Source organism: Polaromonas sp. P3_B4, assembly GCF_056402835.1.
On record NZ_JBFUGQ010000004.1, the window covers coordinates 103,407 to 128,417 of the forward strand.

Consider the following 25,011-nt stretch of genomic DNA (forward strand, 5'->3'; position numbering starts at 1 on the left):
TGGGGCCGATGGGTAAGCCCTGATTATCCGCGCCAATGGCCGGCCACCCCGGCGCCCACCGGCAGCGCCTTGCAGAACGCTCAACCGCGATAATCCCCGCATGACCCACGACTTGCTGCGCCCGCGCACGACACACACTGTTGCGCTGGCTGCCCTGGCGGCCATGGCAGCCCTGGCCGCAAGCCCCGGCCTGGCACAAACCGCACGCCTGCCGGCCCCGATTGAAAAAGCCCTGTCGCGCGCCAGGGTGCCGCGCGATGCGGTGTCCATGCTGGTGGTGGAAGCCGGCAGCGGCAAACCGGTGCCGCGCCTGAGCTGGCGCGCCGATGTGCCAATGAACCCTGCCTCCGTCATGAAACTGGTGACCACGTACTCGGCGCTCGACGCGTTGGGCCGCGACTTCACCTGGAAGACGAAGGTGATACTGGACGGCAGCGCCTCGGGCGGCCTGCTCAACGGCAACATGGTGGTGCAGGGCGGCGGCGACCCCAAGCTGGTCGTTGAACGCCTGCAGGCCTTGCTGGCCGAGGTGCAGGCCGGAGGGGCGCGGGCGATCCGCGGCGACATCGTGCTGGACCGCAGCGCCTTCAGCGTGCCGCCCACCGATCCGGGCGAATTTGACGGCGAGCCGCTGCGGCCCTACAACGCCCGGCCCGATGCGTTGCTGATCAATTTCAAAACCATCGTGATGACATTCACGCCGGACCTTCCAAATGGCCGTGCGCTGGTGCGCTATGAGCCGCCGCTGGCGGGTGTGCAGGTGGGCGCGACGGTGCCGATCGTGCGTGTGGCGCGCTGCGGCGACTGGCGCAGCGAGCTGCGCGCCAGCGTTGAAAACCCCGTCAACATCGAATTCCTGGGTACCTATTCTTCGGCCTGCGGCGAAAAGGTGTGGCCCAGCGCCTATGCCGACCCCGCGAGTTTTGCGGCGCGCGCCATCGAAGGGTCGTGGCGCCAGCTGGGCGGCCTGCTGACGGGAACGGTGCGCGACGCCACGCCGGCAGAGCTGGCCATGCTGCGCAGGACCGGTACCCTCTCGGGCGAAAAGGCCGCGGTGCGGTTTGAATACCAGTCGCCGCCGTTGCTGGAAATGGTGCGCGACGTCAACAAATACTCCAACAACATCATGGCCCAACACCTCTTTTTGACACTCGGGCTTTGGGCCGGCCTGGGCCAGCCCAAAGCCGGCACGCTTGAATCCGCCCGCGCAGCGCTCACCGCCTGGTGGCGCAAAAGCCTGCCCGGCAGCACACCCCCGCTGATGGACAACGGCTCGGGCCTGAGCCGCGAGGAGCGCATCAGTGCTGCCAGCCTGTCGGCCCTGCTGCAGCATGCCGCCAAAAGCCCTTTTGCCGCCGATCTCGCCGATTCGCTGCCGGTGGCCGGCACCGACGCCACCATGCGCGAACGCGCCAGGCCGGTGGCCGGGCTGGCTTTCGTCAAGACCGGCTCGCTGCGCGACGTGACCGCGGTTGCCGGTTATGCCAATGGCGACAGCGGCGCACGCTACATCGTGGTGGGGCTGATCAACCACGCGAACGCGCCCGCTGCGCGCCCGGCACTGGATGCGATGCTGGAATGGGCCGTCAAGGAGGGCAAGCGATGAACGCAACAGACATCGTGGGCTTTCTGGCGGCCGTGCTGACCACGGCGAGCTTTGCGCCGCAGGCCTGGTTGACCTTTCGCAGCCGCGATGTCAGCGGCATTTCACTGGCGATGTACAGCGCCTTTACGGTTGGCGTGGCACTGTGGCTGGCCTACGGTGTGCTGGCGGGCGCCTGGCCCATCGTGCTGGCGAACGCGGTCACGCTGGGCCTGGCGCTGGCCATTCTGGTGATGAAGCTGGTATACGGGCGCGGCGACTGAATAGCCCGGTACCACAGACGCCCAGCGCGGCAGGCACGGATGCTTCATCAATGTGCCTGCAAGTTATCCCTGCCGCCTGTGGACAAGGCTGTTGATGGCGGCGGGACTTGTGGACGAAAACACCACTTGGCGCGGCATTGCGCCACAATGCCCGAAATTTGGGCAACTGCCTGCCTGGCCCGTCACGGAGCCTGACGGGCAATTCGCGCTGCCCTGAGAACCGGCTCTAGGAGCGCGCTTCGCGCAATGATGCCGCCAGCAGCCCCAGGCCCAATGCGCCGACAGCCACCGAGGCGATGCGGTCCGCCGTGCCCCGCGTACGGGCATACGCAAACCGCACCCGCTCGCGCGAAAACAAAAAGGCCAGCAGCGTGTGCCAGCACAGCGCGTTGACCACGATCATGGCCACGGCCGCGGCCTGCAATGCCGGGCTGGGAGCGGCCGGAAACGAGGCGGCAAACACGCTGCCGAAAAAGAGCGCCGACTTGGGGTTGGTGATATTGGTGAGAAACCCCAGGCGAAACGCCGCTGCCGATGACACCGCCGGGCCGCCATCGCCCAGTGCAAGGCCGCCCGAGCGCCAGAGCCGGCTCGCCACATAGAGCAGATACAGGCCACCGGCCACCTGCAGCACCAGGCGCAGCCCCGGAAAAATTTGGAAGATGGCGTTGACGCCCAGCACCGCGCACAGCGCCCAGATGGCAGCCCCGGCCGTCACACCCAGCGCCGCGAACACCGCGCTACGCGCCCTATCGCTGGCAGCGAGTTGCGAGACCAGCAGCACATTGGCGCCGGGGCTCATCATGGCCGCGACGTGGAGGAACCAGATGGTGAGGAGGATGGAGAGCATGGGTTACCTCTTTCCTGATGTCCCAGGTACATGGGGACAAATTCGATGTGATGCGCCGGTATGCATCAGCCCGAGTGATGCAAGTGATACCACATTAGCCCAACAAAAATGATCACGAGCCCAAGGACGAGCCAGCCCCAGACAAGCCGGTGGCGTGCACACTTCGCGCAGAAGTCAACGCGCTTGGTTGACCCTCCTTCGTACCTTCGCGTGACGGTCTTGAAGTCAAAGCCAAGCGCTCTTCCGCATTGGTAGCAACACCCGCCAGTGTTCCGCCGGTCGCTCCTGCGCTCGCGCCACATCATCCACAACCCGACGGCGGCACCGATGAGGAGACAAGCGATGGTTCCATCCAACATGGCAGCCGATTCTTGACGCTTCAGCTCGCGGCAGCCCGTTGCAGCCGGTCGCGCACGCCATCCCACTCGGCGGCCGCCGGCGGGTTTTCAATCCAGATCAGCTTGACGCCTTTGGCATCAAAGTCGCGCAGCACGGCAAAGAGCTGCTGCGCGGTGGCCAGCGCGTCGTCGGGCATGCGGCGGTACAACACTTTTTCTGACTTGATGCGCACGATGCTGCGCGCGTAAACGGCGATGTGGGCGGCCTCGGCGCCCAGCAAATCGAGTGCGGTTTGTATGGGGCCTGCGTCCATCAGGCGCACCTTGGCGTCGGGCGCGTAGTGCGCTTCGAGCGTGCCGGAAGCGCGCGGCGCATCGCCCGGAGCCTCTTGCTCGAATTCGTCTTTGCCCAGCACGGCCTCGCCGCACGCGGCTTCGAGTTGCGCGCGCGTGAGGATGCCCGGGCGCAGCAACACAGGCCGCCCGCGCGTGCAGTCGACGATGCTGGATTCGATGCCGACATCGCAGGGCCCGCCGTCGAGCACCAGCAGGCTGTCGCCAAACTCCTGCTGCACATGCTGCGCAGTGGTGGGGCTGACGCGGCCGAAACGGTTGGCGCTGGGGCCGGCAACACCCGTGTCACATGCTTTCAAAAAAGCCAGCGCGACAGGGTGTGAGGGGCAGCGCAGGCCGATCGAATCCTGGCCGCCGGCCGCGGCCGCCGCCACGCCTTCCTTGCGCGGCAGGATCACGGTGAGCGGCCCGGGCCAGAAGGCTTTCATCAGGCGCGCGGCAAACGGCGGCACGCTGCTGGCGTAAGCGTCTACGTGCGCCGCATCGGCCACGTGCACGATGAGCGGATGGTCGGACGGACGGCCCTTGGCTTCAAAAATTCCGGCGACGGCTTGATCGCTGGAAGCGTCGGCGCCCAGGCCGTACACCGTCTCCGTCGGGAAGCCCACCAGCCCACCGGCCCGGATGCGGCGTGCGCCTTCAAGAATGGCTTCAGGGTCCGTACCGGGAAGAATCATCAGAGGGCGTCCAGGCCGGGCAGGCCCAGGATGGATGCAACCTGGCGTGCCGTGGCCTTGACTGAAGCGACGTCGGGGCCCGTGATGTTGAGATGGCCCATCTTGCGGCCGATGCGGGCTTCGGTTTTGCCGTAGAGATGCAGGTGCGTGCCGGGCAGTGCCAGCACGGCCTGCCAGTCGGGTGTGCGCATCTTTCCATGGGTGTCAAACCACACATCTCCCAGCAGGTTGAGCATGATGGCCGGTGAATGCTGGCGCGGCTGCGGCAGCGGCAGGCCGGCCATGGCATGCACCTGCAGGTCGAACTGCGACACGTCACAGGCGTCCATCGTGTAGTGGCCGCTGTTGTGCGGGCGTGGCGCCATTTCATTGACGATGAGCGCGCCATCGGCGCTGCCGTCGTCCACCAGGAAAAACTCGACGCAGAGCACGCCGACATAGTCAATGTGTTTTGCTATGGTTTTGGTAGCTGCTTGCGCACGACCAGCAAGCGCTGCAGGCATATTTCCTTCATAAGCCTGCGTCACCGCGAGAATGCCGTCGACATGCACATTCAGCTGGGGCGCAAAACTCACGACGCTGCCGTCCCAGCCGCGCGCCACGATGACCGAGCACTCGGCCTTGAGTGGCAGCATTTTTTCGAGCACACAGGGCACCTGCTTCAGGCCGGCCCAGGCGGTGGCCAGTTCGTCCGCATTCTTGACGCGGACCTGGCCCTTGCCGTCGTAGCCCATGCGCGCGGTCTTGAGGATGCCGGGCAGCAAACCGGCGGGCACCGCCTTCAGCTGCCCGGCTGTTTCAATCACGGCGTAGGGTGCGCAGGTAACGCCGGCCAGCACGCCGGATTCAGCAGCGCTGGCGGTGAAGTGGGATTTTTCCTCGATGCGGTTTTGCGCGATGGCCACGGCGGCAGCGCCGGGTGCCACGGGGCGGCTGGCGGCCAGCGCCTGCAGCGCGCCGGCGGGCACGTTTTCAAATTCGGTGGTGACGGCGGCGCACAGTGCGGCCAGTTGGGTCAGCCCTTTTTCATCGCTGTAGCCGGCCTGGATGTGGTGATGGCTCACCAGGCCCGCGGGGCTTTGCGGATCGGGGTCCAGCACCGCCGTGAAATAACCCAGGCGCTGCGCGGCATGCACAAACATGCGGCCCAGCTGGCCGCCGCCCATCACGCCGAGGGTAGCGGGCTGGCCGGAGGCCGAGGCCGTGCCGGGAAAAATAGGCAACTCCGGCAGGCTGGAGGCGGCCCGGGAAGAGGTGGAGGCGGTCATGCGGGCGGCAGCGTCATGGCGTGCGCGGCAGCGGTTTGCTCTGCACGGAAAGCCTGCAATTGGGCGGCCAGCGCCGGGTTGTGCAGGGCCAGCATGGCCACCGCGAACAGGGCTGCATTGGCTGCGCCGGCGTTGCCGATGGCAAAGGTGGCGACCGGAATGCCCTTGGGCATCTGCACGATGCTGTGCAGCGAGTCCACGCCCTGCAAATGCTTGCTGGCCACGGGAACACCCAGCACCGGCACGGTGGTTTTGGCGGCCAGCATGCCGGGCAGGTGCGCTGCGCCGCCGGCGCCGGCAATGATGGCCTGCAAGCCGCGACCGCCGGCACCTTCGGCATAGGCAAACAGCTCGTCGGGCATGCGGTGGGCCGACACCACCCGGGCTTCGTGCGCAATGCCGAATTGCGTCAGGATCTGCACGGCGTGCTGCATGGTCTCCCAGTCGCTGCTGGAGCCCATCACCACACCCACCAGGGGTTTTGCCGAATTGTTGCTTGTTGTCATGCGGGGACCTTCAAGGCCGGGGTTGCAGGTTCTAACCCCATGATTTTAAGGGCAGGCCACCGCAAGGGCCGTGCCGTGCGTGCTACGCTCTTGCCTCTCAGGCGTCCAGCTGCGCCGACCCGGTTGAAAACCGGCCCCGATACCCCAACTCTGCCAGACCATGATCGACGTCACCATTGCCAACTTTGAAGCGGAAGTCGTTGCCGCATCCATGACCACGCCTGTGCTGATCGACTTCTGGGCGCCCTGGTGCGGCCCCTGCAAGTCGCTCGGGCCCATCCTTGAAAAAGTGGAAGTGGAATATGCCGGGCGCTTCAAGCTGGTCAAGATCGACTCCGACCAGGAGCAGCAACTGGGTGCCGCTTTCGGCATCCGGAGCATCCCCACCTGCATATTGATGATGAACGGCCAGCCGGTGGACGGTTTTGCCGGCGCCCTGCCCGAAGGCAAGGTCAAGGAATTCCTCGACAAGCATTTGCCGCCGGCTGAAGAGCAGCCCGAAGAGCAGGAACTCGCGCTCGAAGAAGAAAACACGGACCCCACTGCCGTGCTGGAAAAACTCCAGCATGCCGTCGCCGCCAACCCGGCCGACGACAACGCCCGCTTTGACTATGTGAAGCTGCTGCTGCAGCTGGGCCGCGAAGACGACGCCAAGGTGGCGTTTGCGCCTGTGATCGCCCAGACCACCGTGGTGCGGCGCTTTGACTCGCTCAAGCGCTGGATGGATGCTATGGATTTTGTAGCTACCGGCGCTCATGGAGTGGGCGCTGCAGCCGGTTTTGATGCAAGGATTACGGCCAACAAACGCGATTTCGAAGCACGTTTTGACAAAGCCCGCTGGCTCATGGCGCAGCAGCGCTGGACTGAGGCGCTGGACGAGTTGCTGGAAATCCTGATGCGCGACAAGGCCTGGAACGAAGACCTGGCACGCAAGACCTACATCGCCGTGCTCGACGTCATGGAAGCGCCCAAGCCCAAGGTGGCTGATGGGCAAATCCCGCCGGAAGATGCGACCGTGGCGACGTATCGTCGGCGCCTCAGCAGCGTCGTCTTGAGCTAGGGCTTATTGGCCAAACAGCCAGCGCGTCAAGGCAAAAGCAAACCCGAACAGCGCAGCATAGCCTGCCACCTCAACGCTGAATTCACGGCGCGATTCGCGCCACGCACGAGCCCTTTCGACCAGCAGCCCCGCCAGCAAAGGGGCAAGCAGCAGATTGAGAATTTGCAGCCAGTGCAGGCGAATCGCCAGATGAGGCACCACCAGCACGGTGAGGAGGCCGGCGCCAACACCTGTAGCCACAGACCAGGCAGCTTCCTGCACGGGAGTGAGCTCATGGTCGCGTCCGTGCAGCTTGTACCAGGCCGCCTTGAAAACACCGCCAAAAAACTCACCGAAGAGCTGCAAAAACAGTTCACCGAAAAATTCGAACAGCAACTCGAGCAGGAACTCCATGGAGGGCGCCGGCGACTGCTGCCGTGCCTCAGGCCGTCAGGCGGGCCAAGGCTTCCTGGTACTTGGCAGCAGTCTTGGCAACCACATCGGCCGGCAGGTGCGGCGCAGGCGGGGTTTTGTCCCAGGGCTTGCCGTTGATGCGCACGCTTTCAAGCCAGTCGCGCACAAACTGCTTGTCGTAACTGGGCGGGTTCTGGCCGGCGGCATACGCCGCTTCATAGCCTTCGATCGGCCAATAGCGTGAGGAGTCGGGCGTCAGCACCTCGTCCATCAGCGTAAGCACGCCATTCTCATCAAGGCCGAATTCGAATTTGGTGTCGGCAATGATGATGCCCTTGGTCAGGGCGAAGGCGGCGGCGGTGCTATAGATCTCGATGCTGATCTTTTTGATCTGCGCGGCCATGTCGGCGCCAACTACTTTCACCACCTGCTCGTAGCTGATGTTTTCGTCGTGCTCGCCGGCTTCGGCTTTGGCGGCCGGTGTGAAGATGGGCTCCGGCAGTTTGCCTGCGTTCTTCAGGCCCGCGGGTAGCGGTACGCCGCAGACGGCCTGGCTCTCCTGGTATTCTTTCCAGCCGCTGCCGGCCAGGTAACCGCGCACCACGGCCTCGACCGGGATGGGCTTGAGGCGCTTGACCAGCATGGAGCGGTTGACGACCTGCGGCACCTCGGCCGGGGTGACCACGCTTTCGGGTGTCTCGCCGGTCAGGTGGTTGGGGCAAATGTGGCCGAGCTTGCCAAACCAGAACAGCGCCATCTGCGTGAGCAGCGCGCCCTTGCCGGGGATTGGCTCACCCAGGATGACATCGAATGCACTCAGCCGGTCGCTGGCCACCATCAGCAGCCTGTTCTTGCCCACAGCGTAGTTGTCGCGCACTTTGCCGCGCGCCAGCAGGGGCAGGGAGGTCAGGGCGGAGGTATGGAGTGCTTGGGTCATGGTGGGGGCGAAGCGTAACGAAGGTGAGTCAAAGTAAAAAGCCCGCGCGACTCAGGAAGAGTCCACGGGCTTTGAATTATCGCCAATCCGCGCGGGCGGGCGGCGGGAATTTTCGGTGCTTTTTAATGCACGACCTGGGCGAGCTCGCCCTTGGCGTACTTGGCGGCCACGACCTGCAGGGCGTCGCCCTTGATCTTGGCGCCCTGGCCTTCACAGCCAAATTCGATGTAGCGCTGCTTGCACAGAGCCTTGGCGGCTTCACGGGCGGGCTTGAGCCATTCGCGGGCGTCGAATTTCTCGGGGTTTTCAGCCAGGAACTTGCGCACCGCGCCGGTCATGGCCAGGCGGATGTCGGTATCGATGTTGATCTTGCGCACGCCGTGCTTGATGGCTTCCTGGATTTCCTCGACGGGCACGCCGTAGGTTTCCTTCATCTGGCCGCCGTACTGGCGAATGACAGCCAGCATTTCCTGCGGCACCGAGGACGAGCCGTGCATCACCAGGTGGGTGCTCGGGATGCGCTTGTGGATTTCCTTGATGCGGTCAATCGCCAGGATGTCGCCGGTGGGCTTGCGGGTGAATTTATAGGCGCCGTGGCTGGTGCCGATGGCAATCGCCAGCGCGTCAATTTGCGTGCGCTTGACGAAGTCGGCGGCCTGCTCGGGGTCGGTCAACAGCTGCTCGCGCGTCATGGTGGCGTCGGTGCCGTGGCCGTCTTCCTTGTCGCCCTTCATGGTCTCCAGCGAACCCAGGCAGCCGAGCTCACCTTCGACGGTAACTCCGTATTTGTGGGCCAGCTGCGAGACCTTCTTCGTCACCTCGACGTTGTATTCATAGCTGGCGATGGTCTTGCCGTCGGCTTCGAGCGAGCCGTCCATCATCACGGACGAAAAACCAAGGTCGATGGCGCCCTGGCAAACGGCAGGGTTCTGGCCGTGGTCCTGATGCATGACCAGCGGGATGTTGGGATACATCTCGATAGCCGCCTCGATCAGGTGTTTGATGAAGGGTTCACCGGCGTACTTGCGGGCGCCTGCGCTGGCCTGCAGGATGACGGGCGCGCCGGTCTCTTTGGCCGCTTCCATCACGGCTTGCACCTGCTCAAGGTTGTTGACGTTAAAAGCCGGAATGCCGTAGCCGTTGACTGCCGCATGGTCCAGCAGCTCGCGCATAGAAACGAGTGCCATGTGTGATATCCCCAGAAGTTAGAAAAACACTGCCAAAAGGCGGGTTCCTCGCGAGGGCCGTGCGGCGTAAAAGCCGCCTGGAAACGCCCGTAACCACGAAGTAACCGAAGCCTTGATTCTAACGTTTACCCGAATAGGGTGGGATAACCGAACTTGTGTCTGAATGCATGCCGTAACTGCGTGTAAACATCGTCCACCCCCGTCCAGGCTCACTGCGTGTAGCCTGTTCCCCCCTCGAGGGGGCGGCGCCTTGGGCCGGCGAAGCCGGACCCTTGGCCCCCACTGGTGAAAACCCCCGCTGGTTACGCTACTGATTCTTCATGCCAGCATGGGCCGCGGAACCGGCTTTGCCGGGCCGCAGGCGCGGTCCCCTGCAAGGGGAAAAGGGCTACACGCAGTGAGCCCGATAGGGGTGTGCCAATTTTTCGGCTTTGCCGGGCCGTAGGGCGGGCGGCCCCCTCGGGGGGCAGCGCATTACACGAAGTGAAAAGCGTGGGGGCTCAAGCTACCCTGCAAATCTTCAGCATATTGGTGCCGCCTGGCGCGCCCATGGGTTCGCCGCAGGTGATGGCATAAATGTCACCGCTTTCGACGATGCCGCGTTTTTTCAGGTGGGCCTCGGCATCGCCGAGCGCAGTGTCGCGCTCGACACTCTGGTCCATCAGCAGCGGCCTGACATTGCGGTACAGCGCCATCTTGCGCTGGGTCGCCAGTTTGGGCGTCAGTGCGTAGATGGGGATATGGATACGGTGGCGGCTCATCCACAGCGCCGTAGAGCCCGAGTCGGTCAGCGCCACAATGGCCTTGCAACCCAGGTGGTGGGCCGTGAACAGGGCGCCCATGGCGATGGACTGGTCAATGCGGTCAAAGGTCATGCCGGTGAAGTCGGCATCCAGTTTCACGTCCTCGGCTTTTTCGGCTTCGGCGCAGATATTGGCCATCTCGACAATGGTCTCCAGCGGATAACGGCCGGCGGCGGTCTCGGCCGAGGTCATGACGGCGTCGGTGCCGTCGAGCACCGCGTTGGCCACGTCGCTGACCTCGGCGCGCGTGGGCACCGGGTTGGTGATCATGGATTCCATCATGTGGGTCGCGGTGATGACCACCTTGTCCAGCTCACGGGCCATGCGGATCATGCGTTTTTGCAGCGCCGGCACAGCGGCATTGCCGACCTCGATGGCCAGGTCGCCGCGCGCGACCATGATGCCGTCGCTGGCCCTGCAGATGGCTTCCAGATTGGGGATCGCCTCAGCACGCTCGATCTTGGCGATCAACCCCGGCTTGTGGCGGTGCTCGGCGCCGGCCACATTGCACAGCTGGCGCGCCATTTCCATGTCACTGGCGTTCTGCGGAAAGCTCACTGCGACATAGTCGGCCTGGAAACTCATCGCAGTGCGAATGTCTTCCATGTCTTTGGCCGTCAGCGCCGGCGCCGTCAGGCCGCCGCCCTGCTTGTTGATGCCCTTGTTGTTGGACAACACGCCGCCAATCTTGACCGTCGCATGGACCTGCTCGCCCTTTACTTTGTCCACGGTCATGACGATCAGGCCGTCGTTGAGCAGCAGGGTGTCGCCGGCCTTGACGTCGCGCGGCAGTTCCTTGTAGTCCAGGCCCACGCCATTGATGTCACCCAGCTCGGTGCGGGACGCGTCGAGCACGAACTTCATGCCTTGCTCAAGCTGCACCTTGCCCTCGGCAAATTTACCGACACGGATTTTCGGGCCCTGCAGGTCGGCCATGATGGCGACCTCGCGCCCGGCGCGGGTGGCGGCCTCCCGCACCAGCCTGGCACGGTCGATGTGGTCTTGCGCCGTGCCGTGGCTGAAATTCAGCCGCACGCAGTTGACGCCAGCGCGAATCATCTGCTCCAGCAAGGCCGGATCGCTGGAGGCGGGGCCAAGGGTGGCAACGATTTTGGTGCCGCGGCGCTGCATCTTCATGTCTGTCTCCTGTAATTTAGTTTCTTATTTTTACACGAATGAGTTACGTAGCGGTTACCAAGCCATCGCCGCAGCCGGGGTATTGGCCAGAAGCCGGAGGGTGGCCCGCTGCATGCAACGTGTCGCGCCCTGAACCTGCAAACCGCGGTTTGCCGTATTTTGCAAGTAGCGCCTCAATGGCCCGCGCGCTTTTGCAGGATTTCAAAGGCCGGAAGCGTCTTGCCTTCCAGCACCTCCAGAAAAGCGCCGCCGCCGGTCGAGATGTAGTCGACCTGCTTTTCAATGCCGTATTTGGCAATGGCGGCCAGCGTGTCCCCGCCTCCGGCGATAGAGAACCCGCTGCTGTCCGCAACGGCGCGCGCAATGCCTTCGGTGCCTTTGGCGAACGCGTCAAACTCAAACACGCCGACCGGGCCGTTCCACACGATGGTGCCGGCCGCCTTGAGCTGCGCCGCAAGTCTCGCGGTGGTTTGCGGGCCGATATCAAGAATCAGGTCGTCATCGGCGACATCAGTGGCCGCCTTGACGGTGGCCGGCGCGTCAGCGGCAAAGGTTTTGGCGGTGACAACGTCCGTCGGAATGGGCACCTCGGCGCCGCGCGCCTTCATGGCGTCAATCACGGCTTTGGCTTCGGCCAGCAGATCGGCTTCGGCCAGGCTTTTGCCGATTTTCAAACCGGCGGCCAGCATGAAGGTGTTGGCAATACCGCCGCCCACGATGAGCTGGTCAACATTGGCGGCGAGCGACTTGAGGATGGTGAGTTTGGTCGAGACCTTGCTGCCGGCCACGATGGCAACCAGCGGCCTGCGCGGGCTGGAAAGGGCTTTGGAGATGGCGTCCATCTCGGCGGCCAGCAGCGGGCCGGCGCTGGCGACGGGCGCGTACTGCGCAATGCCATAGGTGGAGGCTTCAGCGCGGTGCGCCGTGCCGAACGCATCGTGCACAAAAATATCGCAGAGCGCAGCCATCTTGCGCGCCAGCTCTTCGCTGTTTTTCTTCTCGCCCTTGTTCAGCCGGCAGTTCTCCAGCATTACCAGCTGGCCGGGTTTGACATCCACACCGTCCACCCAACCCGACGCCAGCGGAACATCGCGTTTCATCAGCTCGCCCAACCGTTTGGCCACAGGCGCCAGCGAATCCGAAGGCTTGAATTCACCCTCCACCGGCCGACCGAGATGGGAAGTCACCATCACGGCGGCGCCGGCATCCAGCGCCATCTGGATGCAGGGAATCGAGGCGCGGATGCGCGTGTCTTCGGTGATGTTGCCGCTGTCATCCTGCGGCACGTTGAGGTCGGCACGGATGAACACGCGCTTGCCGGCAACTTTGCCGCTGGCACACAGGTCGGAGAAACGGATGAAGTTCATGGATGTCTCGCAAAATAAAAAATGCTTTGGGCCACAGCGCCCAAAGCCCTAAATTGTAGGTGCCTGTATGTGCCTGGGCCCGTCAGACAAAGCCGGAAAAGCGTAAATTGAAGCATCAAATGATGCCTCCCGCCCATGCAAAACGTGCGCAAGCAGCTACTGATTTGATAGCGCCCACCATCAACCGCGATGCGAAGCGAGCCGTACCAGGCCAGCATGAGCCCCGGAACCGGCTTTGCCGGGCCGAAGGGCGGGCGGCCCCCGAGGGGCTGGAGCCCGCGGCTCCAAGCCTGCCTGCGCAGGCTTGGACGGGCGACAGAGGCGCAGCGTCTCGCGAGCCGCGGCCTGCAAGGCCTCGGGAGCTACACGAAGTGAGCGACCGTGGGGGCTACCAATTCAACCCCATATGCAACGGCAAATACACCGCCATGCCGGCCAGGATGGTGCCCAGCACGCCGTGACGCCAGTAATACCAGGCGGTGCCGGCGACTACTGCAAAGAGCCGCGCGTCTTTCCAGGTTGCGATGAAGTGGCCCTGCGTCATCACCATTTCCGGCACGATCACTGCGGCCAGCGCAGCAATGGGCGCGTAATGCAGGCCGCGCTGCGCCCAGCCGGGCAGCGTCCAGGGCTTGCTGGAGAGAAAAAAGAAGGAGCGCGTGAGGACGGTCATCAGCGTCATGCCGATGATGGTCACCACCGTCCAGAGATCCGTCTGGTTCATGCTGCGTCTCCGGTTCCGGGAGTGGATACCGCAGGCTTGGCCGGCGCTGATTTTTCCAGCACCAGGCAGACGATGACGGCCACGGCAATGCCCACCAGGATATTGAACTTGAGCGGCAAGGCGAAGGTGGCGACAGCGGCGGCACCCGCGATGGCTGCAGACACCGCGCGCAGTCGGGTGGTGGCCAGCGACCACATGATGCCCAGCAGCGCCAGGATGCCGGCAAAGCCCAGGCCCCAGGACAGCGGAATGGAATTGGCCAGCGCGATTCCCACCAGCGTGGCGCCCACCCAGCTGACCCAGCTCATGCCGCAGCTGCCTACCCAGTAGGCGTCCTGGGCTTCAATGCCGGCAGCATCGGCGGCCGGGTGCGGGAAGCGTTTGGTAAAAAGCACATAGTTCAGGTCGGCCATGCCGTAGCCAAAAGCCATGCGGCGCCACAAGCTCTGGTGCATCACATAGGGGCGCAGGTGGGCGCTGAAGACCATGAAGCGCAGGTTGACGCAAAACGAGGTGGCCAGAATCACCCACATGGGTGCGCCAGCCACGATAAGTGGCAAGGCTGCCAGTTGGGAACTGCCGGCAAAAACCAGCACCGCCATCAGCAGCACCTCGATAAGACTCATGCCCGACTTGACCATCGCCACGCCTGTCATCAGGCCCCAGGCGGCGATACCCGGCGCGACGGTGGCGAGCTCACTCACCCCGAGCCGGAAGTCCGGATGCTTGAAGAATGTCTTCACAAAAACCCCACCCTTTTCTGTCCCGTCATTTTTTTCACCCCTGTCTGGCGATATCCGGTTGAATGAAGACCATGCCGGGACGGATCTCAAATCCCCGCAAAAATTCGGATGCATCCAGCGCCTTGCCGCCGGCTTTTTGAAGCCGGCTCATGCGCAGAACGCCATCGGCGGCACAAATGTCCACACCTTGTGGCCCTGCGGCAAGGACTTCACCGGCCTCGGCCCCACCCGGCCGGCGCACATCCGCCAGAACTTCGGCACGCCAGAACTTGAGGGTTTGCCCGTCTACAACACCGGCCGCGCCGGGAAACGGGTTGAACGCCCGGATGCGCCGCTCGAGTACGGCAGCGCTTTGCGACCAATCCAGCAATGCTTCATGTTTTTCAATTTTGTGTGCGTAAGTGATGCCCTCTGCGGGCTGAGAGACCGCCTGCAGGCCTCCGCACGCAGCGATCTCGAGGGCCTCCACGATGAGCCGCCCGCCCAGATTGGCCAGCCTGTCGTGCAGCGAAGCCGTGGTGTCGCCGGGTGCGATGCGCAGCTTTTCCGTCAGGAGCATGTCGCCCGTGTCCAGCCCGGCATCCATTTGCATGATGGTGACGCCGGTTTCCGGATCACCGGCTTCGATGGCCCGGTGAATCGGCGCGGCACCGCGCCATCTCGGCAACAGCGACGCGTGGATATTGAGGCAGCCCAACCGCGGTACATCCAGAACCCACAGCGGAAGAATGAGTCCGTAGGCCGCCACCACCATGACGTCCGCGCGTGCTGCGGTGATGGCTTCGCGCGCCGCGGCGGCATCGTCAGGGAATTTGCCGTCCAGCCGCAAGCTTCTGGGTTGGGCGATGGGCGTGTGTGAGGTTTCGGCCCATTGCTTGACGGGCGAAGCCTGCAGTTTCATGCCGCGGCCTGCGGGGCGGTCAGGCTGGCTCAGTACGAGGGGAATCTCAAAACCGGCTGCATGCAGCTTTTCAAGGGCCACACGGGCGAACTCAGGGGTACCGGCAAAAATGACACGCATGGAGTCCGATTCTAAAGACTCCTAGGGAAATCCCGTGGTTCCGGCACGCGGTACTGACGGCCGACGTCCGTACGTACGGACAGGTTAACGGGGCGAGTCGCGCTCCTCGTCCTTTTTCTGCTTGATCATCTTGGTTTTGATGCGGTTGCGTTTCAGCGGGGACAGGTACTCCACAAACACCTTGCCCATCAGATGATCCATTTCATGCTGGATGCAAACCGCCAGCATGCCTTCGGCTGCGTGCACCTGCAGCTTCCCGTCTAGATCCAGCGCCTGTACCTTGATGGCGGTAGAGCGTTCCACGCCGTCATAAATACCAGGCACCGACAGGCAGCCTTCGTCGCCCACGCGTGTTTCTTCGCTGGCCCAGACAATCTCGGGATTGATCAGCACCAGGGGCTGGGTCCGGTCTTCGCTGACATCAATCACGACCAGGCGCTCATGCACATCCACCTGGGTTGCCGCCAGGCCGATGCCCGCCGCTTCGTGCATGGTTTCGAGCATGTCGTCGACCAGCTTGCGCAGGCGCGCATCAACGGCCGCCACAGGCTTGGCAACGGTGTGGAGGCGGGGGTCGGGGTAACGAAGAATGGTTAACTGGCTCATGGAGGAAGGCTGGGCAATGGGTGAGATGTCGCTATTTTCGCCACTTTTCTCTGTTTTTCGGCATCCTGATATTCCCAGAATCGTGTATTCGTTGCTTAATCAAGGGCTTAGGTACAAAATCGTTAGTGATTTATCAAGATATAAACACGGTTTTTTTCGCGGGGTTGCACCCCGAAAACGCCGTCCTAGCCCCATAAAAGCGCCGAAGGCCTACAAGATGCAAACAATTTCTGGTCGTTTCAGTCAAATTTCAATAGCCGCTGCAGCTCTTTTGGGCATTTCGGTCGGCTTGCATGCTCAGAACTTCCCCATCACGGCCGACCAAAAAGCCACGGCAGCCCAAGTGGCCCAGACAGGCGTTCCCCTGGGCGATCTGGCTCCCAATGCGCCCGATACCTACACCGTGAAGCGCGGCGACACCTTGTGGGCAATTTCCGGTTTATTTCTGAAAAACGCCTGGCGCTGGCCCGAGCTATGGGGCATGAACCTCCAGGACATCCGCAACCCTCACCGCATTTACCCGGGGCAACAGCTCTATCTGGAGAAATCCGATGGGCGTGCCGTTTTGCGAACCCGCCAGGCCCAAACCGATGGCCCGCCGACAGACACCGTACGAGTTTCTCCGCGCACCCGCTTTGAAACCCTGGCAGACACCTCCATTCCCACGATCGCGCCCAACCTGATCGAGCCCTTCCTGAATGAGGCCTTGATCGTCGACGAGGCCATGCTTTCCAATGCGCCCCGCATTGTGGCGGCCCAGGAAGGCCGCGTTCTGCTTAGCCGCGGAGATCGCGCCTATGCGCGTAGCCAATACGGCACCGGCAGCACCACCGGCAAACCCCTGAGCATTGAAAAAGGCGAACCGGTCAATTACCGGGTGTTTCGCAACGCAACGCCGCTGAAAGATCCGACGACCCAGGCGATTCTGGGCTACGAGGCGCAATACGTCGGCAAGGCGGAAATAGCACGCGGCGAATCGGTTGCGGAAATAGCCGGTAAAGACGGCAAGCTGCAATCCGAAATCGTGCCGGCGACGATCGACATCGTTGCTACCAAAGAAGAGATGCGTGTGGGTGACCGGCTGTTGGTTGAACCGCCACGCGAGTTGCTGAATTACATACCGCACGCGCCTTCTTCTGCCGTTGCCGGACAGATTGTGTCTATCTATGGAAGTGCCGTGACCAATGCTGCGGAGAACCAGGTCGTGGTCATCAATCGTGGCGCCAGGGATGGCCTGGAACGTGGCCATGTCATGGCCATTCTCAAGGACGGGGAACGACTGAAAGACAAAACCGACAGTAACCGCACGCAGATCAAGTTGCCCAACGAACGAAATGGCCTGTTGATGGTGTTTCGCACTTTTGATGCCGTTTCCTATGCTCTCGTCCTTCAGGTGACTGACGGCGTGAAGGTAGGGGACCGTTTCGCCAACCCCAATTAACCGGCGGACAAGCAACGCACCGGCGTCGGTAATCCGAGCCCACCTACATTCGGGGCAAGTTCTCGAAGTCGTTGACCCTTTCTTCCTTTCAGCTCTGGCTATCACGTGGAAAAACATGAGCTCCAGGCCTGGTTGCGCCTGACCCTCTCAACGGGCGTAGGAAATGAGAATTCCCGCAAGCTGCTAGCCGCTTTTGGATCAGTGCAGGCGATTTTTGACCAGAGTTCAGCCGCGCTGGAACAGTTGGGTTCGGAGAAATTGGCCCGCGCACTCAGGGCAGAGCCTCCAAATCTGGCAGCCCAGCTGCAAATGACGCTGGACTGGTTGCAGGCCGGCGAGCACCGGCGGGTGGTCGCGATTGGAGACGCGGCCTACCCCGCGGCCTTGCTCGACATCGCCGATCCCCCGCTGATGCTCTACATGCTCGGCAAGCATGCACCCCAGCCGCAGGCGTTATCGCCATCCCCCGTGGCCCATATAGCCATCGTAGGCAGCCGCAACCCGACGCCGCAGGGCGAAGCTAATGCGCGCCAATTCGCCAAGGCCCTGGCCGGTGCCAAACTCTGCGTTGTGTCAGGCCTGGCCTTGGGTATCGACGGTGCGGCGCACGACGGCGCCATGCAAGCCGGCGGAGATACCATTGCCGTGGTGGGTACCGGACTAGACCGTGTCTATCCCAAAAAACATCTCGAGCTGGCGCACCGTATTGCGCAGCAAGGCATGATCATCAGCGAATTCCCGCTCGGCACGCCACCGCTGACCGCGAACTTCCCGAGACGCAACCGCATCATTTCCGGCCTGTCGCTGGGCACTCTGGTCATCGAGGCGGCTCTGCAATCCGGCTCGCTGATCACCGCGCGGCTGGCGGCCGAACAGGGCAAAGAGGTGTTTGCCATACCCGGCTCCATCCATTCGCCCCAGTCACGCGGCTGCCACGCACTGATCAAGCAGGGAGCCAAGCTGGTGGAAACTGCGCAGGACATATTGGAGGAATTAAATCTCCCTGCGCGGGGTGTGGCGCCGGGTGCAGCGGCATATACGTCAACAGAGAAAGAAACCGGTCTCCTGGTCGAGTCCCCCTCATCTACCGCCCTGATCGCCGCACTGGGATTCGACGTGGTGAGCCTGGACACACTACAGGCGCGAACCGGGATCGAAACAGCCATGCTGCAGGCACAGCTACTTGAGCTGGAACTCGACGGACAGGTGTTCAGGCTTCCCGGCGGCCTGTTCCAGCGACGCGCTGACGCATAAACACCGCACTCTTTTCACCGGCTTGACAATGCTGCCGCCAACTGCGTTATATTGGACGCATGTTCGAAGTACTCGTGTACGTCTACGAAAATTACTGGCAAGGTGACGCTTGCCCCGAACTTCAGCGGCTCGGCCGCAAACTGACAGCAGCGGGTTTTGAGGCGGAAGAAATCCAGGCGGCCCTCGTCTGGCTCGACGGCTTGAATATCGCCGCCCAAGGCACGCAAATCAGTCTGCCGGCCAGTGCCCCGTCAGAGCTCACCGAGCCCGGTGCGCATCCGGTCATTCAGCCCCAATCCCCCGACAGCCTTCGCGTTTATTCGGTTGCCGAGCAAACACAACTCGGCGCACAGAGCCTGGGATTTGTGAGCTTCCTTGAGTCGTCCGGCGTATTGCCTCCGCACATGCGCGAGATTGTGATTGACCGTGCCATGGCGGCACCGGGCGACCCCGTCACGCTGGATGACCTGAAAATCATCGTATTGATGGTCTATTGGAGCTTCGGCGAAGAACCCGATGCGCTGGTTCTGGACGAATTGTGCGACGACGCGGAAGGTCGCCTTGCTCACTGAATAGCACTGCGGCACAAAAACGACATTTTTGAACCGGTTGCCCGGGCACGCCGGACAACGAGGCCCTTAGCCGAGCAACCGCTCGGGATTTGCATCCAGCTTGGCAAGCGCGTCGCGCGTGGCACGTACCGTGAGCGCTTCCTCTTCCGTAGGCACCAGCAAACCCGACTGCAGGTAGGCCGCGAGCCGACGAGCCTGGATCAGGAAGTTCCGGCCATCGGCAGAAGCAAACAGGTGCAACTGCTTGCGATCACTGCACCAGGCAAACTGCACATGACTGATCTTGCCGTTGTGGTCCAGGCTGAACCATGTACCTACCTGGAGCTCCCGGGCCCATGCGCGCATGGCTTCCGTGGGCTGGCTGCCACCATCGGCGATCACTTCAATGTCGGTAGCATCGATCCCGATCATGGTGACCAGGCTGTCAGTATCTAGCGGCAGGTCGCCGACGTCCTCATCGGAAAGATAGTCTTCCAGGTTCATCAGCCGTTTGGCCATGATCTCCACCCGCTCCTGGGAAATGGTGTCGGTTTTGGACATGAATGCATCGGCCAGCGTATCGCTGATGGTCTTCAGGTGCCCGTCCTGGTCAGACACACCCAAGCCCAGCATGGACATGCCCAGGCGCAGCAGCTGCAGCAATTTCGGCAGGTCTGCAATCACACGGGCGCGATCATTGCGGTTCGGTTTGGCGCTCGCGGCCCACACCAGATCAGCGGCAGCCCGCTTGAGCGTGATGGTTTCCTCGTGCTGCGGCCCGTTCTTCATCGCGGCGATGGCCAGTACTTCGGCCCATACCTTGAAGAGGAATTCGCGGATCTCGTCACGAACCGGCATGTCATTGAGCATGTTCCGCATCTCAATGGTGTACTGGATCGTCATGGTCTCTTTTTGTTCGACCTGTTGCGCGACGCTCACAACACGGGCGGCGCTGCCATGCTCGGAAAGGAATTTGGATAAAAACTTTTCGAACTCGTCATAAACCAGCTGAAACACCCGGCGCCCTGTTTCGGGATACTGCTCTATCACTTGCACAATGCGCTTGACTTCAGATTCCATGGCGCCGCCGGCCACCGTGACGTCAAAGCCCAATACGCAGGAGCCCATGCGGTCGATCAACCGGCGTGCAGGATGCTGCAGCGACTCAAAGAACTCTGGCTCGGAAATCGCCACACGCAATACCGGCATCTGCAAACGGGCAAACCAGACCCGGATCACAGGCGGAATGCGGTCTTCGGCAAGAATGCTCTGGAACATCAGGGCGACGATTTCAATCGTCGCCTTCTCGGATGAGGTGGACGCCGCCTGCTTGAGCGTATTGGTTCGTTCCCGCAAGGCAGTAGCAGCATTGTCGACATGCACCTGGCCATAGATCTGCCCTTGCGCATCTGCGAGCAAGGTACGCTCTGCACCGGTTTCTTCCTGCTTCTGCACACTCACCATGGCCTGCGCGAGCTGAGGCGACGCCTGTGTGGGGTGGGTATCGTCGAAGCCTGCGACCTGGTTCGACAGCAAACGCTTGAGGTGCCCCATCACACCCTGGGCCCTCATGCGTGCCCTGGCGAGCGGCGTCGTCGCCGTTTGCATGCGGGTTTCATCGTAGACTGCGCCGCCTTGCCTGGATACGCCTGGCTGCGACCCTGCCCCTTCGGACGCCGCACCTCGAGAAGCTGCACCCTGACGGCCGGCAGAAGCTGAAGATCGCCCGCCACCCACACCCTGAACCCGGCTATCAGGCCCATCGCCCTGGCCTCCGCCAAAACCACGTGCGCCACCGCCTTCAGACCCGCCGGTCCTGGAGCCGGTTTCGCCGCCGAATTTGCCGCGTTCCTTCTCGGAAGTGGAGGCTTTCCTGGCAGACGCTCCGGCATCCGCAGCGGAGGGTGTGCGTTTGACCAGCGGTCGTAAGTCGATTTCCGCCATCACCCCCTGCTGCACCAAAAACTCGTTGGTGGCATGGTAAGTCTCCAGCAGGTGTGTGCCCATGTCCTTCTGGATGACATCCTGGACAACGAGCCAGACATCCCGTGGCAGCGATGCAAGACTCCATTGCTCAACCATGTGCTGGGCAAGCACCTCGGGGCGAAGAATGTCCTGCTTGTGCAATTCCGTGACGGCCTCCAGGTTTTGGATGCGCAACCGGAGGTCGTTCAACTCCCAGCTTGCGAAGTCCAGCAACCGAAGCGCGAGCCGCGAAGCAAGGATTTTGTCCTCCATCACGTCGTTACCCATCAATTCAAATTTGCCGCTGTCGGCAAACCTCGAGGGCGAGTTTGGCGCAGGAATCGTCTGGGCAGTGGTCCATGCGGCGGTTGTGCCACGAACCCAGGTGGCACCACTTTTCTGGAAAGCCATCCAGGCATCACGCCGGTCCTGCATTTCCCGGACACCGCCGGGCTGATCAACTGCGGCAGTGAGCCTGTCTTGAATGGTTTTCGCCAGTGCAGGCAGTACGCGTACAGCACGCTCCGCAAACAGCGCACGTGCCTGCTCGACCAGAACCCTGCTATTTTTGTTACTTGGAGCCACAGCCGCCCTAGGATGATTAAGTCATAGCTTACACCGTGGCCCCGGCGTTGGGGTCGTTGGGATCCTCGTCTTTTTTGGCCGGCCCTTTCATCAGGTCCTCACGCCGAATGCCAAGCCACATGGCGATTGCAGCGGCAACAAACACCGACGAATAGATCCCGAACAGGATGCCGATGGTCAACGCCAGGGCAAAGTAAAACAGGGTCGGCCCGCCAAAGAGAAGCATGGACAGCACCATGATCTGGGTGGAACCGTGGGTAATGATGGTACGGCTGATGGTGGACGTGATCGCGTTGTCGATGATCTCGGTGGTATTCATCTTGCGATAGCGTCGAAAGTTCTCGCGAATCCGGTCAAAGATCACTACCGACTCATTGACGGAGTAGCCCAGCACCGCCAGCACAGCAGCCAGCACAGCCAGTGAAAACTCCCACTGGAAGAAAGCGAAGAACCCCAAAATGATCACGACGTCGTGCAAATTGGCGATGATGGCCGCCACGGCATATTTCCATTCGAAGCGGAAAGCCAGATAGACCATGATGCCGAAGACCACCATGGCGAGCGCCTTCAGCCCGTCGTGGGCAAGCTCCTCGCCCACCTGTGGGCCGACGAATTCAGTGCGCCGCAGCGTCACATCCGGGCTGGCAGCCTTCAGGGCCGCAAGCACCTTGTCGCTTTGCTGCGCAGTGCTTACGCCCTTTTGTGCCGGCAAGCGAATCATCACGTCGCGTGAGGTGCCGAAATTCTGGACCTGCACATCGGCGAAGCCCAGCCCTGCCACCGTATCGCGGATTTTCCCGACGTCGGCAGCCTGGGTGTAGTTCACCTCCATCAGGGTGCCGCCGGTGAATTCGACGGACAGGTGCAAGCCGCGCGAGAACAGGAAGAATACGGCCAAAGCGAACGTGGCAAAGCTGATGGCATTGAAGATCAGGGCGTGCCGCATAAACGGAATGTCACGCTGGATTTTGAAAAATTCCATCTGGAGTCCTTGGGAAATTCAGGAAAAGGGCCGGGCGTGGGCTTACTTCGCCACCGCACCCGAAGTGGTGGGCCGCCACACAGTGCCAATGGAAACCGTCTTGAGCTTCTTCTGGCGGCCATACCAGAGGTTGACCAGGCCGCGCGAGAAAAACACCGCCGAGAACATGCTGGTCAGGATACCGATGCAATGCACCACGGCGAAGCCGCGGACCGGGCCGGACCCAAAAGCCAGCAACGCAAGACCCACAATCAATGTCGAGGTGTTGGAATCCAGAATGGTTGCCCAGGCCCGCTCATAGCCTGCATGAATCGCCGCTTGCGCGGAGGCACCGTTTCGCAATTCTTCGCGCACACGCTCATTGATCAGCACATTGGAGTCGATGGCCATGCCCAGCGCAAGCGCCATCGCCGCCATGCCAGGCAAGGTCAAGGTAGCCTGCAGCATGGACAGCACCGCGACCAGCAACAGCAGGTTGACGGCAAGCGCCAGGCCGGAAAACAGGCCAAAAAGCATGTAGTAGATCGCCATAAACGCCACGATCACGACAAAGCCCCACGACACGCTGTGAAAGCCCTTGGCAATGTTATCGGCGCCCAGCGTCGGGCCAATGGTGCGCTCTTCAATGATTTCCATGGGAGCGGCCAGCGAGCCCGCACGCAGCAACAGGGCGAGATCGTTGGCTGCGTTGATATTCATGGCACCCGAGATGCTGAACCGTGTACCCAATTCCCCGCGAATGGTTGCCACCGAAATAGCCTGCCCTTTGCCCTTTTCGAACAGCAGGATGGCCATCGGCTTGTCCATGTTCTCGCGGCTTGTTTCGCGCATCACCCGTCCACCCTTGGCATCCAGCGTCAGGGATACATTGGGTTCCTGCTTTTGCGAATCGAAGCCGGCCTGGGCATCCGTCAGGCTCTCGCCGGTGACAAGGACCTGCTTCTTCACAATCACCGGATTGCCGCTGATATCAGGGAATTTTTCCGAGCCGAAGGGAACCATGCCTCCCCCGGTCATGGCTGCACGGGCCTCAGCGCTGTCATCCACCAGACGCATTTCCAGGGTCGCCGTGCGCCCCAGAATATCCTTGGCCTTTGCCGTGTCCTGCACGCCCGGCAGCTGTACCACGATACGGTCTGCGCCCTGTTGCTGGATCACCGGCTCAGCCACCCCAAGCTCGTTGATCCGGTTGTGCAGCGTCACCATGTTCTGCTTGAGGGCCTGGTCCTGGATGCGGCGCGCAGCCTCGGGCTTGATCGTGGCCGTCAGTTTGTACTCGGTTCCTTCCGGCACCTCCACCGTCTGCAGGTCTGGAAACTGGTCCTGAATCAGGCCTTTTGCAGATGCCAGCGTGGCCGAGTCACGCACCTTGATGTCAATAGCCTGGCCGTTGCGGGCGATGCCACCGTGCCGGATATTTTTTTCGCGCAACGACATCCGGACATCTCCGGCCAGGGACTCGGCACGCTTGGCCAGCGCGGCCTGCATGTCTACCTGCAGCATGAAGTGCACGCCTCCACGCAAATCCAGCCCCAGATACATGGGGTTTGCATGCAACGATGTCAGCCATGCAGGCGATCGGGACAACAGGTTAAGCGCCACCACATAACCGGAGTCCCCCGCATCAGGGGCCAGCGCTTTCTGAATCGCGTCCTTGGCCTTGAGTTGCGTGTCGGTATCGCCAAACCGCGCCTTGACGGAATTGCCGTCCAGGGCGATGACATCCGCCGTAACGCCGGCTTCCTTCAATATTTGCTCCACTTTCGCCATCGTCGTACTGTCGATCTTGACGGTGGACTTGGCGCTGGAAACCTGGACCGCAGGCGCTTCGCCGAAAAAGTTGGGCAGCGTGTACAGGGCTGCGACGATGAGCGCGATCACAATGATGGCGTACTTCCAGGCCGGATAACGATTCATGAGAGGGCTGTTCCTGATGGACGGATGAACAAAGTCAGGCCTGCCGGCCGGTGCGGCCGGCGAAAGCCTTATTTGGCTGGGGTGATAGCGCCTTTGGGCAGCACCTGAATGATCGCGCTGCGCTGCAGCTGGACTTCGACGCCTGGCGCCAGTTCGAGGGTCAGGTACACGTCGCCCAGCTTGGTCACCTTGCCCAGCAGGCCGCCAGCGGTGGCGACTTCATCGCCCTTGGCCAGCGCCTCAATCATGGCGCGATGCTCTTTCTGCTTTTTCATCTGCGGGCGGATCATGACGAAGTACAGGACTACGAACATCAGCACCAGAGGCAGCATGCCCGTCAGCGAGGACATCATGTCGCCGCCGGCGGCAGCAGCGGGAGCGGTTTGGGCAAAGGCAGAAGAAATGAACACGGCTAACTCCACAACGATTTAAAAGACACACTGGCGCGCGCCATCCGGCACGGACAGCGCACAGAGTTC

The 25,011-nt window shown here is 62.2% G+C and carries 23 protein-coding genes; 6 read left to right on the plus strand and 17 right to left on the minus strand.

From position 1 onward, the window contains the following. Positions 1–100: 100 nt before the first annotated feature. Together dacB and AC1DVV_RS21845 are read left to right on the plus strand one after the other, a co-directional pair. Positions 101–1,606, plus strand: a complete 1,506-nt coding sequence (gene dacB, locus AC1DVV_RS21840; RefSeq protein WP_477666942.1) for a D-alanyl-D-alanine carboxypeptidase/D-alanyl-D-alanine endopeptidase — start codon at positions 101–103, stop codon at positions 1,604–1,606. Then, complete coding sequence (locus tag AC1DVV_RS21845; RefSeq protein WP_457282398.1) at positions 1,603–1,866, plus strand: SemiSWEET transporter; 264 nt, start codon at positions 1,603–1,605, stop codon at positions 1,864–1,866. The genes dacB and AC1DVV_RS21845 overlap by 4 nt, the downstream gene beginning before the upstream one ends. 226 nt (positions 1,867–2,092) lie before the next feature. Here the strand turns inward: AC1DVV_RS21845 and AC1DVV_RS21850 are convergent, their stop codons facing one another. From AC1DVV_RS21850 to purE, 4 genes are all read right to left on the minus strand, one after another. Beyond that, on the minus strand, positions 2,093–2,716 hold the full coding sequence (locus AC1DVV_RS21850; RefSeq protein WP_477701607.1) for a LysE family translocator: 624 nt from the start codon (positions 2,714–2,716) through the stop codon (positions 2,093–2,095). Between the two features lie 379 nt (positions 2,717–3,095). Beyond that, positions 3,096–4,085 carry an L-threonylcarbamoyladenylate synthase gene (locus tag AC1DVV_RS21855; protein ID WP_477701608.1) on the minus strand — a complete coding sequence of 330 codons (990 nt, stop codon included), beginning with the start codon at positions 4,083–4,085 and terminating at the stop codon, positions 3,096–3,098. After that, positions 4,085–5,353 (minus strand): 5-(carboxyamino)imidazole ribonucleotide synthase, encoded by a 1,269-nt coding sequence (locus tag AC1DVV_RS21860; protein ID WP_457282401.1) that lies wholly within the window; start codon positions 5,351–5,353, stop codon positions 4,085–4,087. The genes AC1DVV_RS21855 and AC1DVV_RS21860 overlap by 1 nt, the downstream gene beginning before the upstream one ends. Then, positions 5,350–5,859 (minus strand): 5-(carboxyamino)imidazole ribonucleotide mutase, encoded by a 510-nt coding sequence (gene purE / locus AC1DVV_RS21865; protein ID WP_457282402.1) that lies wholly within the window; start codon positions 5,857–5,859, stop codon positions 5,350–5,352. Before purE ends, AC1DVV_RS21860 begins: the two co-directional genes overlap by 4 nt. A gap of 160 nt (positions 5,860–6,019) precedes the next feature. Here purE and trxA point away from each other — a divergent pair, with 160 nt between their 5' ends. Then, positions 6,020–6,919 carry a thioredoxin gene (gene trxA, locus AC1DVV_RS21870; protein WP_457282403.1) on the plus strand — a complete coding sequence of 300 codons (900 nt, stop codon included), beginning with the start codon at positions 6,020–6,022 and terminating at the stop codon, positions 6,917–6,919. Between the two features lie 3 nt (positions 6,920–6,922). Here the strand turns inward: trxA and AC1DVV_RS21875 are convergent, their stop codons facing one another. The 9 genes from AC1DVV_RS21875 to def form a co-directional block, all read right to left on the minus strand. After that, a complete protein-coding gene (locus AC1DVV_RS21875; RefSeq protein ID WP_457282404.1) occupies positions 6,923–7,312 on the minus strand; it encodes a hypothetical protein in 390 nt (129 codons plus the stop codon). A gap of 28 nt (positions 7,313–7,340) precedes the next feature. After that, positions 7,341–8,249 carry a phosphoribosylaminoimidazolesuccinocarboxamide synthase gene (locus tag AC1DVV_RS21880; RefSeq protein WP_457282405.1) on the minus strand — a complete coding sequence of 303 codons (909 nt, stop codon included), beginning with the start codon at positions 8,247–8,249 and terminating at the stop codon, positions 7,341–7,343. A gap of 122 nt (positions 8,250–8,371) precedes the next feature. Next, positions 8,372–9,436, minus strand: a complete 1,065-nt coding sequence (gene fba / locus AC1DVV_RS21885; RefSeq protein ID WP_477666946.1) for a class II fructose-bisphosphate aldolase — start codon at positions 9,434–9,436, stop codon at positions 8,372–8,374. A gap of 500 nt (positions 9,437–9,936) precedes the next feature. Further along, positions 9,937–11,370: a pyruvate kinase gene (gene pyk / locus AC1DVV_RS21890; RefSeq protein WP_457282458.1), complete on the minus strand. Its 1,434-nt coding sequence runs from the start codon at positions 11,368–11,370 to the stop codon at positions 9,937–9,939. 179 nt (positions 11,371–11,549) lie between these two features. Then, entirely contained in the window at positions 11,550–12,743 is a 1,194-nt protein-coding gene (locus tag AC1DVV_RS21895) for a phosphoglycerate kinase (protein ID WP_457282407.1), read from the minus strand. Between the two features lie 388 nt (positions 12,744–13,131). Further along, entirely contained in the window at positions 13,132–13,467 is a 336-nt protein-coding gene (locus AC1DVV_RS21900; protein WP_457282408.1) for an AzlD domain-containing protein, read from the minus strand. Beyond that, complete coding sequence (locus AC1DVV_RS21905; RefSeq protein ID WP_457282409.1) at positions 13,464–14,210, minus strand: AzlC family ABC transporter permease; 747 nt, start codon at positions 14,208–14,210, stop codon at positions 13,464–13,466. Before AC1DVV_RS21905 ends, AC1DVV_RS21900 begins: the two co-directional genes overlap by 4 nt. 34 nt (positions 14,211–14,244) lie before the next feature. Beyond that, entirely contained in the window at positions 14,245–15,231 is a 987-nt protein-coding gene (fmt, locus tag AC1DVV_RS21910; protein WP_477666949.1) for a methionyl-tRNA formyltransferase, read from the minus strand. A gap of 84 nt (positions 15,232–15,315) precedes the next feature. Continuing rightward, positions 15,316–15,837: a peptide deformylase gene (def, locus tag AC1DVV_RS21915; RefSeq protein ID WP_477666950.1), complete on the minus strand. Its 522-nt coding sequence runs from the start codon at positions 15,835–15,837 to the stop codon at positions 15,316–15,318. A gap of 217 nt (positions 15,838–16,054) precedes the next feature. On the opposite strand from def, the gene AC1DVV_RS21920 reads away from it, so the two are divergent. The 3 genes from AC1DVV_RS21920 (at position 16,055) to AC1DVV_RS21930 (ending at position 19,104) form a co-directional block, all read left to right on the plus strand. After that, on the plus strand, positions 16,055–17,278 hold the full coding sequence (locus AC1DVV_RS21920; RefSeq protein ID WP_457282459.1) for a LysM peptidoglycan-binding domain-containing protein: 1,224 nt from the start codon (positions 16,055–16,057) through the stop codon (positions 17,276–17,278). Positions 17,279–17,383: 105 nt separating this feature from the next. Further along, positions 17,384–18,532 carry a DNA-processing protein DprA gene (gene dprA, locus AC1DVV_RS21925; protein ID WP_457282412.1) on the plus strand — a complete coding sequence of 383 codons (1,149 nt, stop codon included), beginning with the start codon at positions 17,384–17,386 and terminating at the stop codon, positions 18,530–18,532. 59 nt (positions 18,533–18,591) lie between these two features. Beyond that, positions 18,592–19,104 carry a Smg family protein gene (locus AC1DVV_RS21930; protein ID WP_457282413.1) on the plus strand — a complete coding sequence of 171 codons (513 nt, stop codon included), beginning with the start codon at positions 18,592–18,594 and terminating at the stop codon, positions 19,102–19,104. A gap of 66 nt (positions 19,105–19,170) precedes the next feature. Here the strand turns inward: AC1DVV_RS21930 and AC1DVV_RS21935 are convergent, their stop codons facing one another. The 4 genes from AC1DVV_RS21935 to yajC all read right to left on the minus strand — a co-directional run bounded on the left by AC1DVV_RS21935 (position 19,171) and on the right by yajC (position 24,942). Then, positions 19,171–21,633 (minus strand): DUF1631 family protein, encoded by a 2,463-nt coding sequence (locus tag AC1DVV_RS21935; RefSeq protein WP_457282414.1) that lies wholly within the window; start codon positions 21,631–21,633, stop codon positions 19,171–19,173. Between the two features lie 28 nt (positions 21,634–21,661). Then, on the minus strand, positions 21,662–22,615 hold the full coding sequence (secF, locus tag AC1DVV_RS21940; protein ID WP_477666952.1) for a protein translocase subunit SecF: 954 nt from the start codon (positions 22,613–22,615) through the stop codon (positions 21,662–21,664). Positions 22,616–22,657: 42 nt separating this feature from the next. Next, positions 22,658–24,532, minus strand: coding sequence for a protein translocase subunit SecD (gene secD / locus AC1DVV_RS21945; RefSeq protein WP_477666953.1), 1,875 nt, complete (start codon positions 24,530–24,532; stop codon positions 22,658–22,660). A gap of 68 nt (positions 24,533–24,600) precedes the next feature. Further along, positions 24,601–24,942 (minus strand): preprotein translocase subunit YajC, encoded by a 342-nt coding sequence (yajC, locus tag AC1DVV_RS21950; protein WP_457282417.1) that lies wholly within the window; start codon positions 24,940–24,942, stop codon positions 24,601–24,603. Positions 24,943–25,011: the final 69 nt, after the last annotated feature.

What these genes read in the sequence shown, in the direction of transcription:
- dacB (WP_477666942.1), top strand. Translation starts at nt 101, where the DNA reads ATGACCCACGACTTGCTGCGCCCGCGCACGACACACACTGTTGCGCTG.
- AC1DVV_RS21845 (WP_457282398.1), top strand. Translation starts at nt 1,603, where the DNA reads ATGAACGCAACAGACATCGTGGGCTTTCTGGCGGCCGTGCTGACCACG.
- AC1DVV_RS21850 (WP_477701607.1), bottom strand. Translation starts at nt 2,716, where the DNA reads ATGCTCTCCATCCTCCTCACCATCTGGTTCCTCCACGTCGCGGCCATG.
- AC1DVV_RS21855 (WP_477701608.1), bottom strand. Translation starts at nt 4,085, where the DNA reads ATGATTCTTCCCGGTACGGACCCTGAAGCCATTCTTGAAGGCGCACGC.
- AC1DVV_RS21860 (WP_457282401.1), bottom strand. Translation starts at nt 5,353, where the DNA reads ATGACCGCCTCCACCTCTTCCCGGGCCGCCTCCAGCCTGCCGGAGTTG.
- purE (WP_457282402.1), bottom strand. Translation starts at nt 5,859, where the DNA reads ATGACAACAAGCAACAATTCGGCAAAACCCCTGGTGGGTGTGGTGATG.
- trxA (WP_457282403.1), top strand. Translation starts at nt 6,020, where the DNA reads ATGATCGACGTCACCATTGCCAACTTTGAAGCGGAAGTCGTTGCCGCA.
- AC1DVV_RS21875 (WP_457282404.1), bottom strand. Translation starts at nt 7,312, where the DNA reads ATGGAGTTCCTGCTCGAGTTGCTGTTCGAATTTTTCGGTGAACTGTTT.
- AC1DVV_RS21880 (WP_457282405.1), bottom strand. Translation starts at nt 8,249, where the DNA reads ATGACCCAAGCACTCCATACCTCCGCCCTGACCTCCCTGCCCCTGCTG.
- fba (WP_477666946.1), bottom strand. Translation starts at nt 9,436, where the DNA reads ATGGCACTCGTTTCTATGCGCGAGCTGCTGGACCATGCGGCAGTCAAC.
- pyk (WP_457282458.1), bottom strand. Translation starts at nt 11,370, where the DNA reads ATGCAGCGCCGCGGCACCAAAATCGTTGCCACCCTTGGCCCCGCCTCC.
- AC1DVV_RS21895 (WP_457282407.1), bottom strand. Translation starts at nt 12,743, where the DNA reads ATGAACTTCATCCGTTTCTCCGACCTGTGTGCCAGCGGCAAAGTTGCC.
- AC1DVV_RS21900 (WP_457282408.1), bottom strand. Translation starts at nt 13,467, where the DNA reads ATGAACCAGACGGATCTCTGGACGGTGGTGACCATCATCGGCATGACG.
- fmt (WP_477666949.1), bottom strand. Translation starts at nt 15,231, where the DNA reads ATGCGTGTCATTTTTGCCGGTACCCCTGAGTTCGCCCGTGTGGCCCTT.
- def (WP_477666950.1), bottom strand. Translation starts at nt 15,837, where the DNA reads ATGAGCCAGTTAACCATTCTTCGTTACCCCGACCCCCGCCTCCACACC.
- AC1DVV_RS21920 (WP_457282459.1), top strand. Translation starts at nt 16,055, where the DNA reads ATGCAAACAATTTCTGGTCGTTTCAGTCAAATTTCAATAGCCGCTGCA.
- AC1DVV_RS21930 (WP_457282413.1), top strand. Translation starts at nt 18,592, where the DNA reads ATGTTCGAAGTACTCGTGTACGTCTACGAAAATTACTGGCAAGGTGAC.
- secF (WP_477666952.1), bottom strand. Translation starts at nt 22,615, where the DNA reads ATGGAATTTTTCAAAATCCAGCGTGACATTCCGTTTATGCGGCACGCC.
- secD (WP_477666953.1), bottom strand. Translation starts at nt 24,532, where the DNA reads ATGAATCGTTATCCGGCCTGGAAGTACGCCATCATTGTGATCGCGCTC.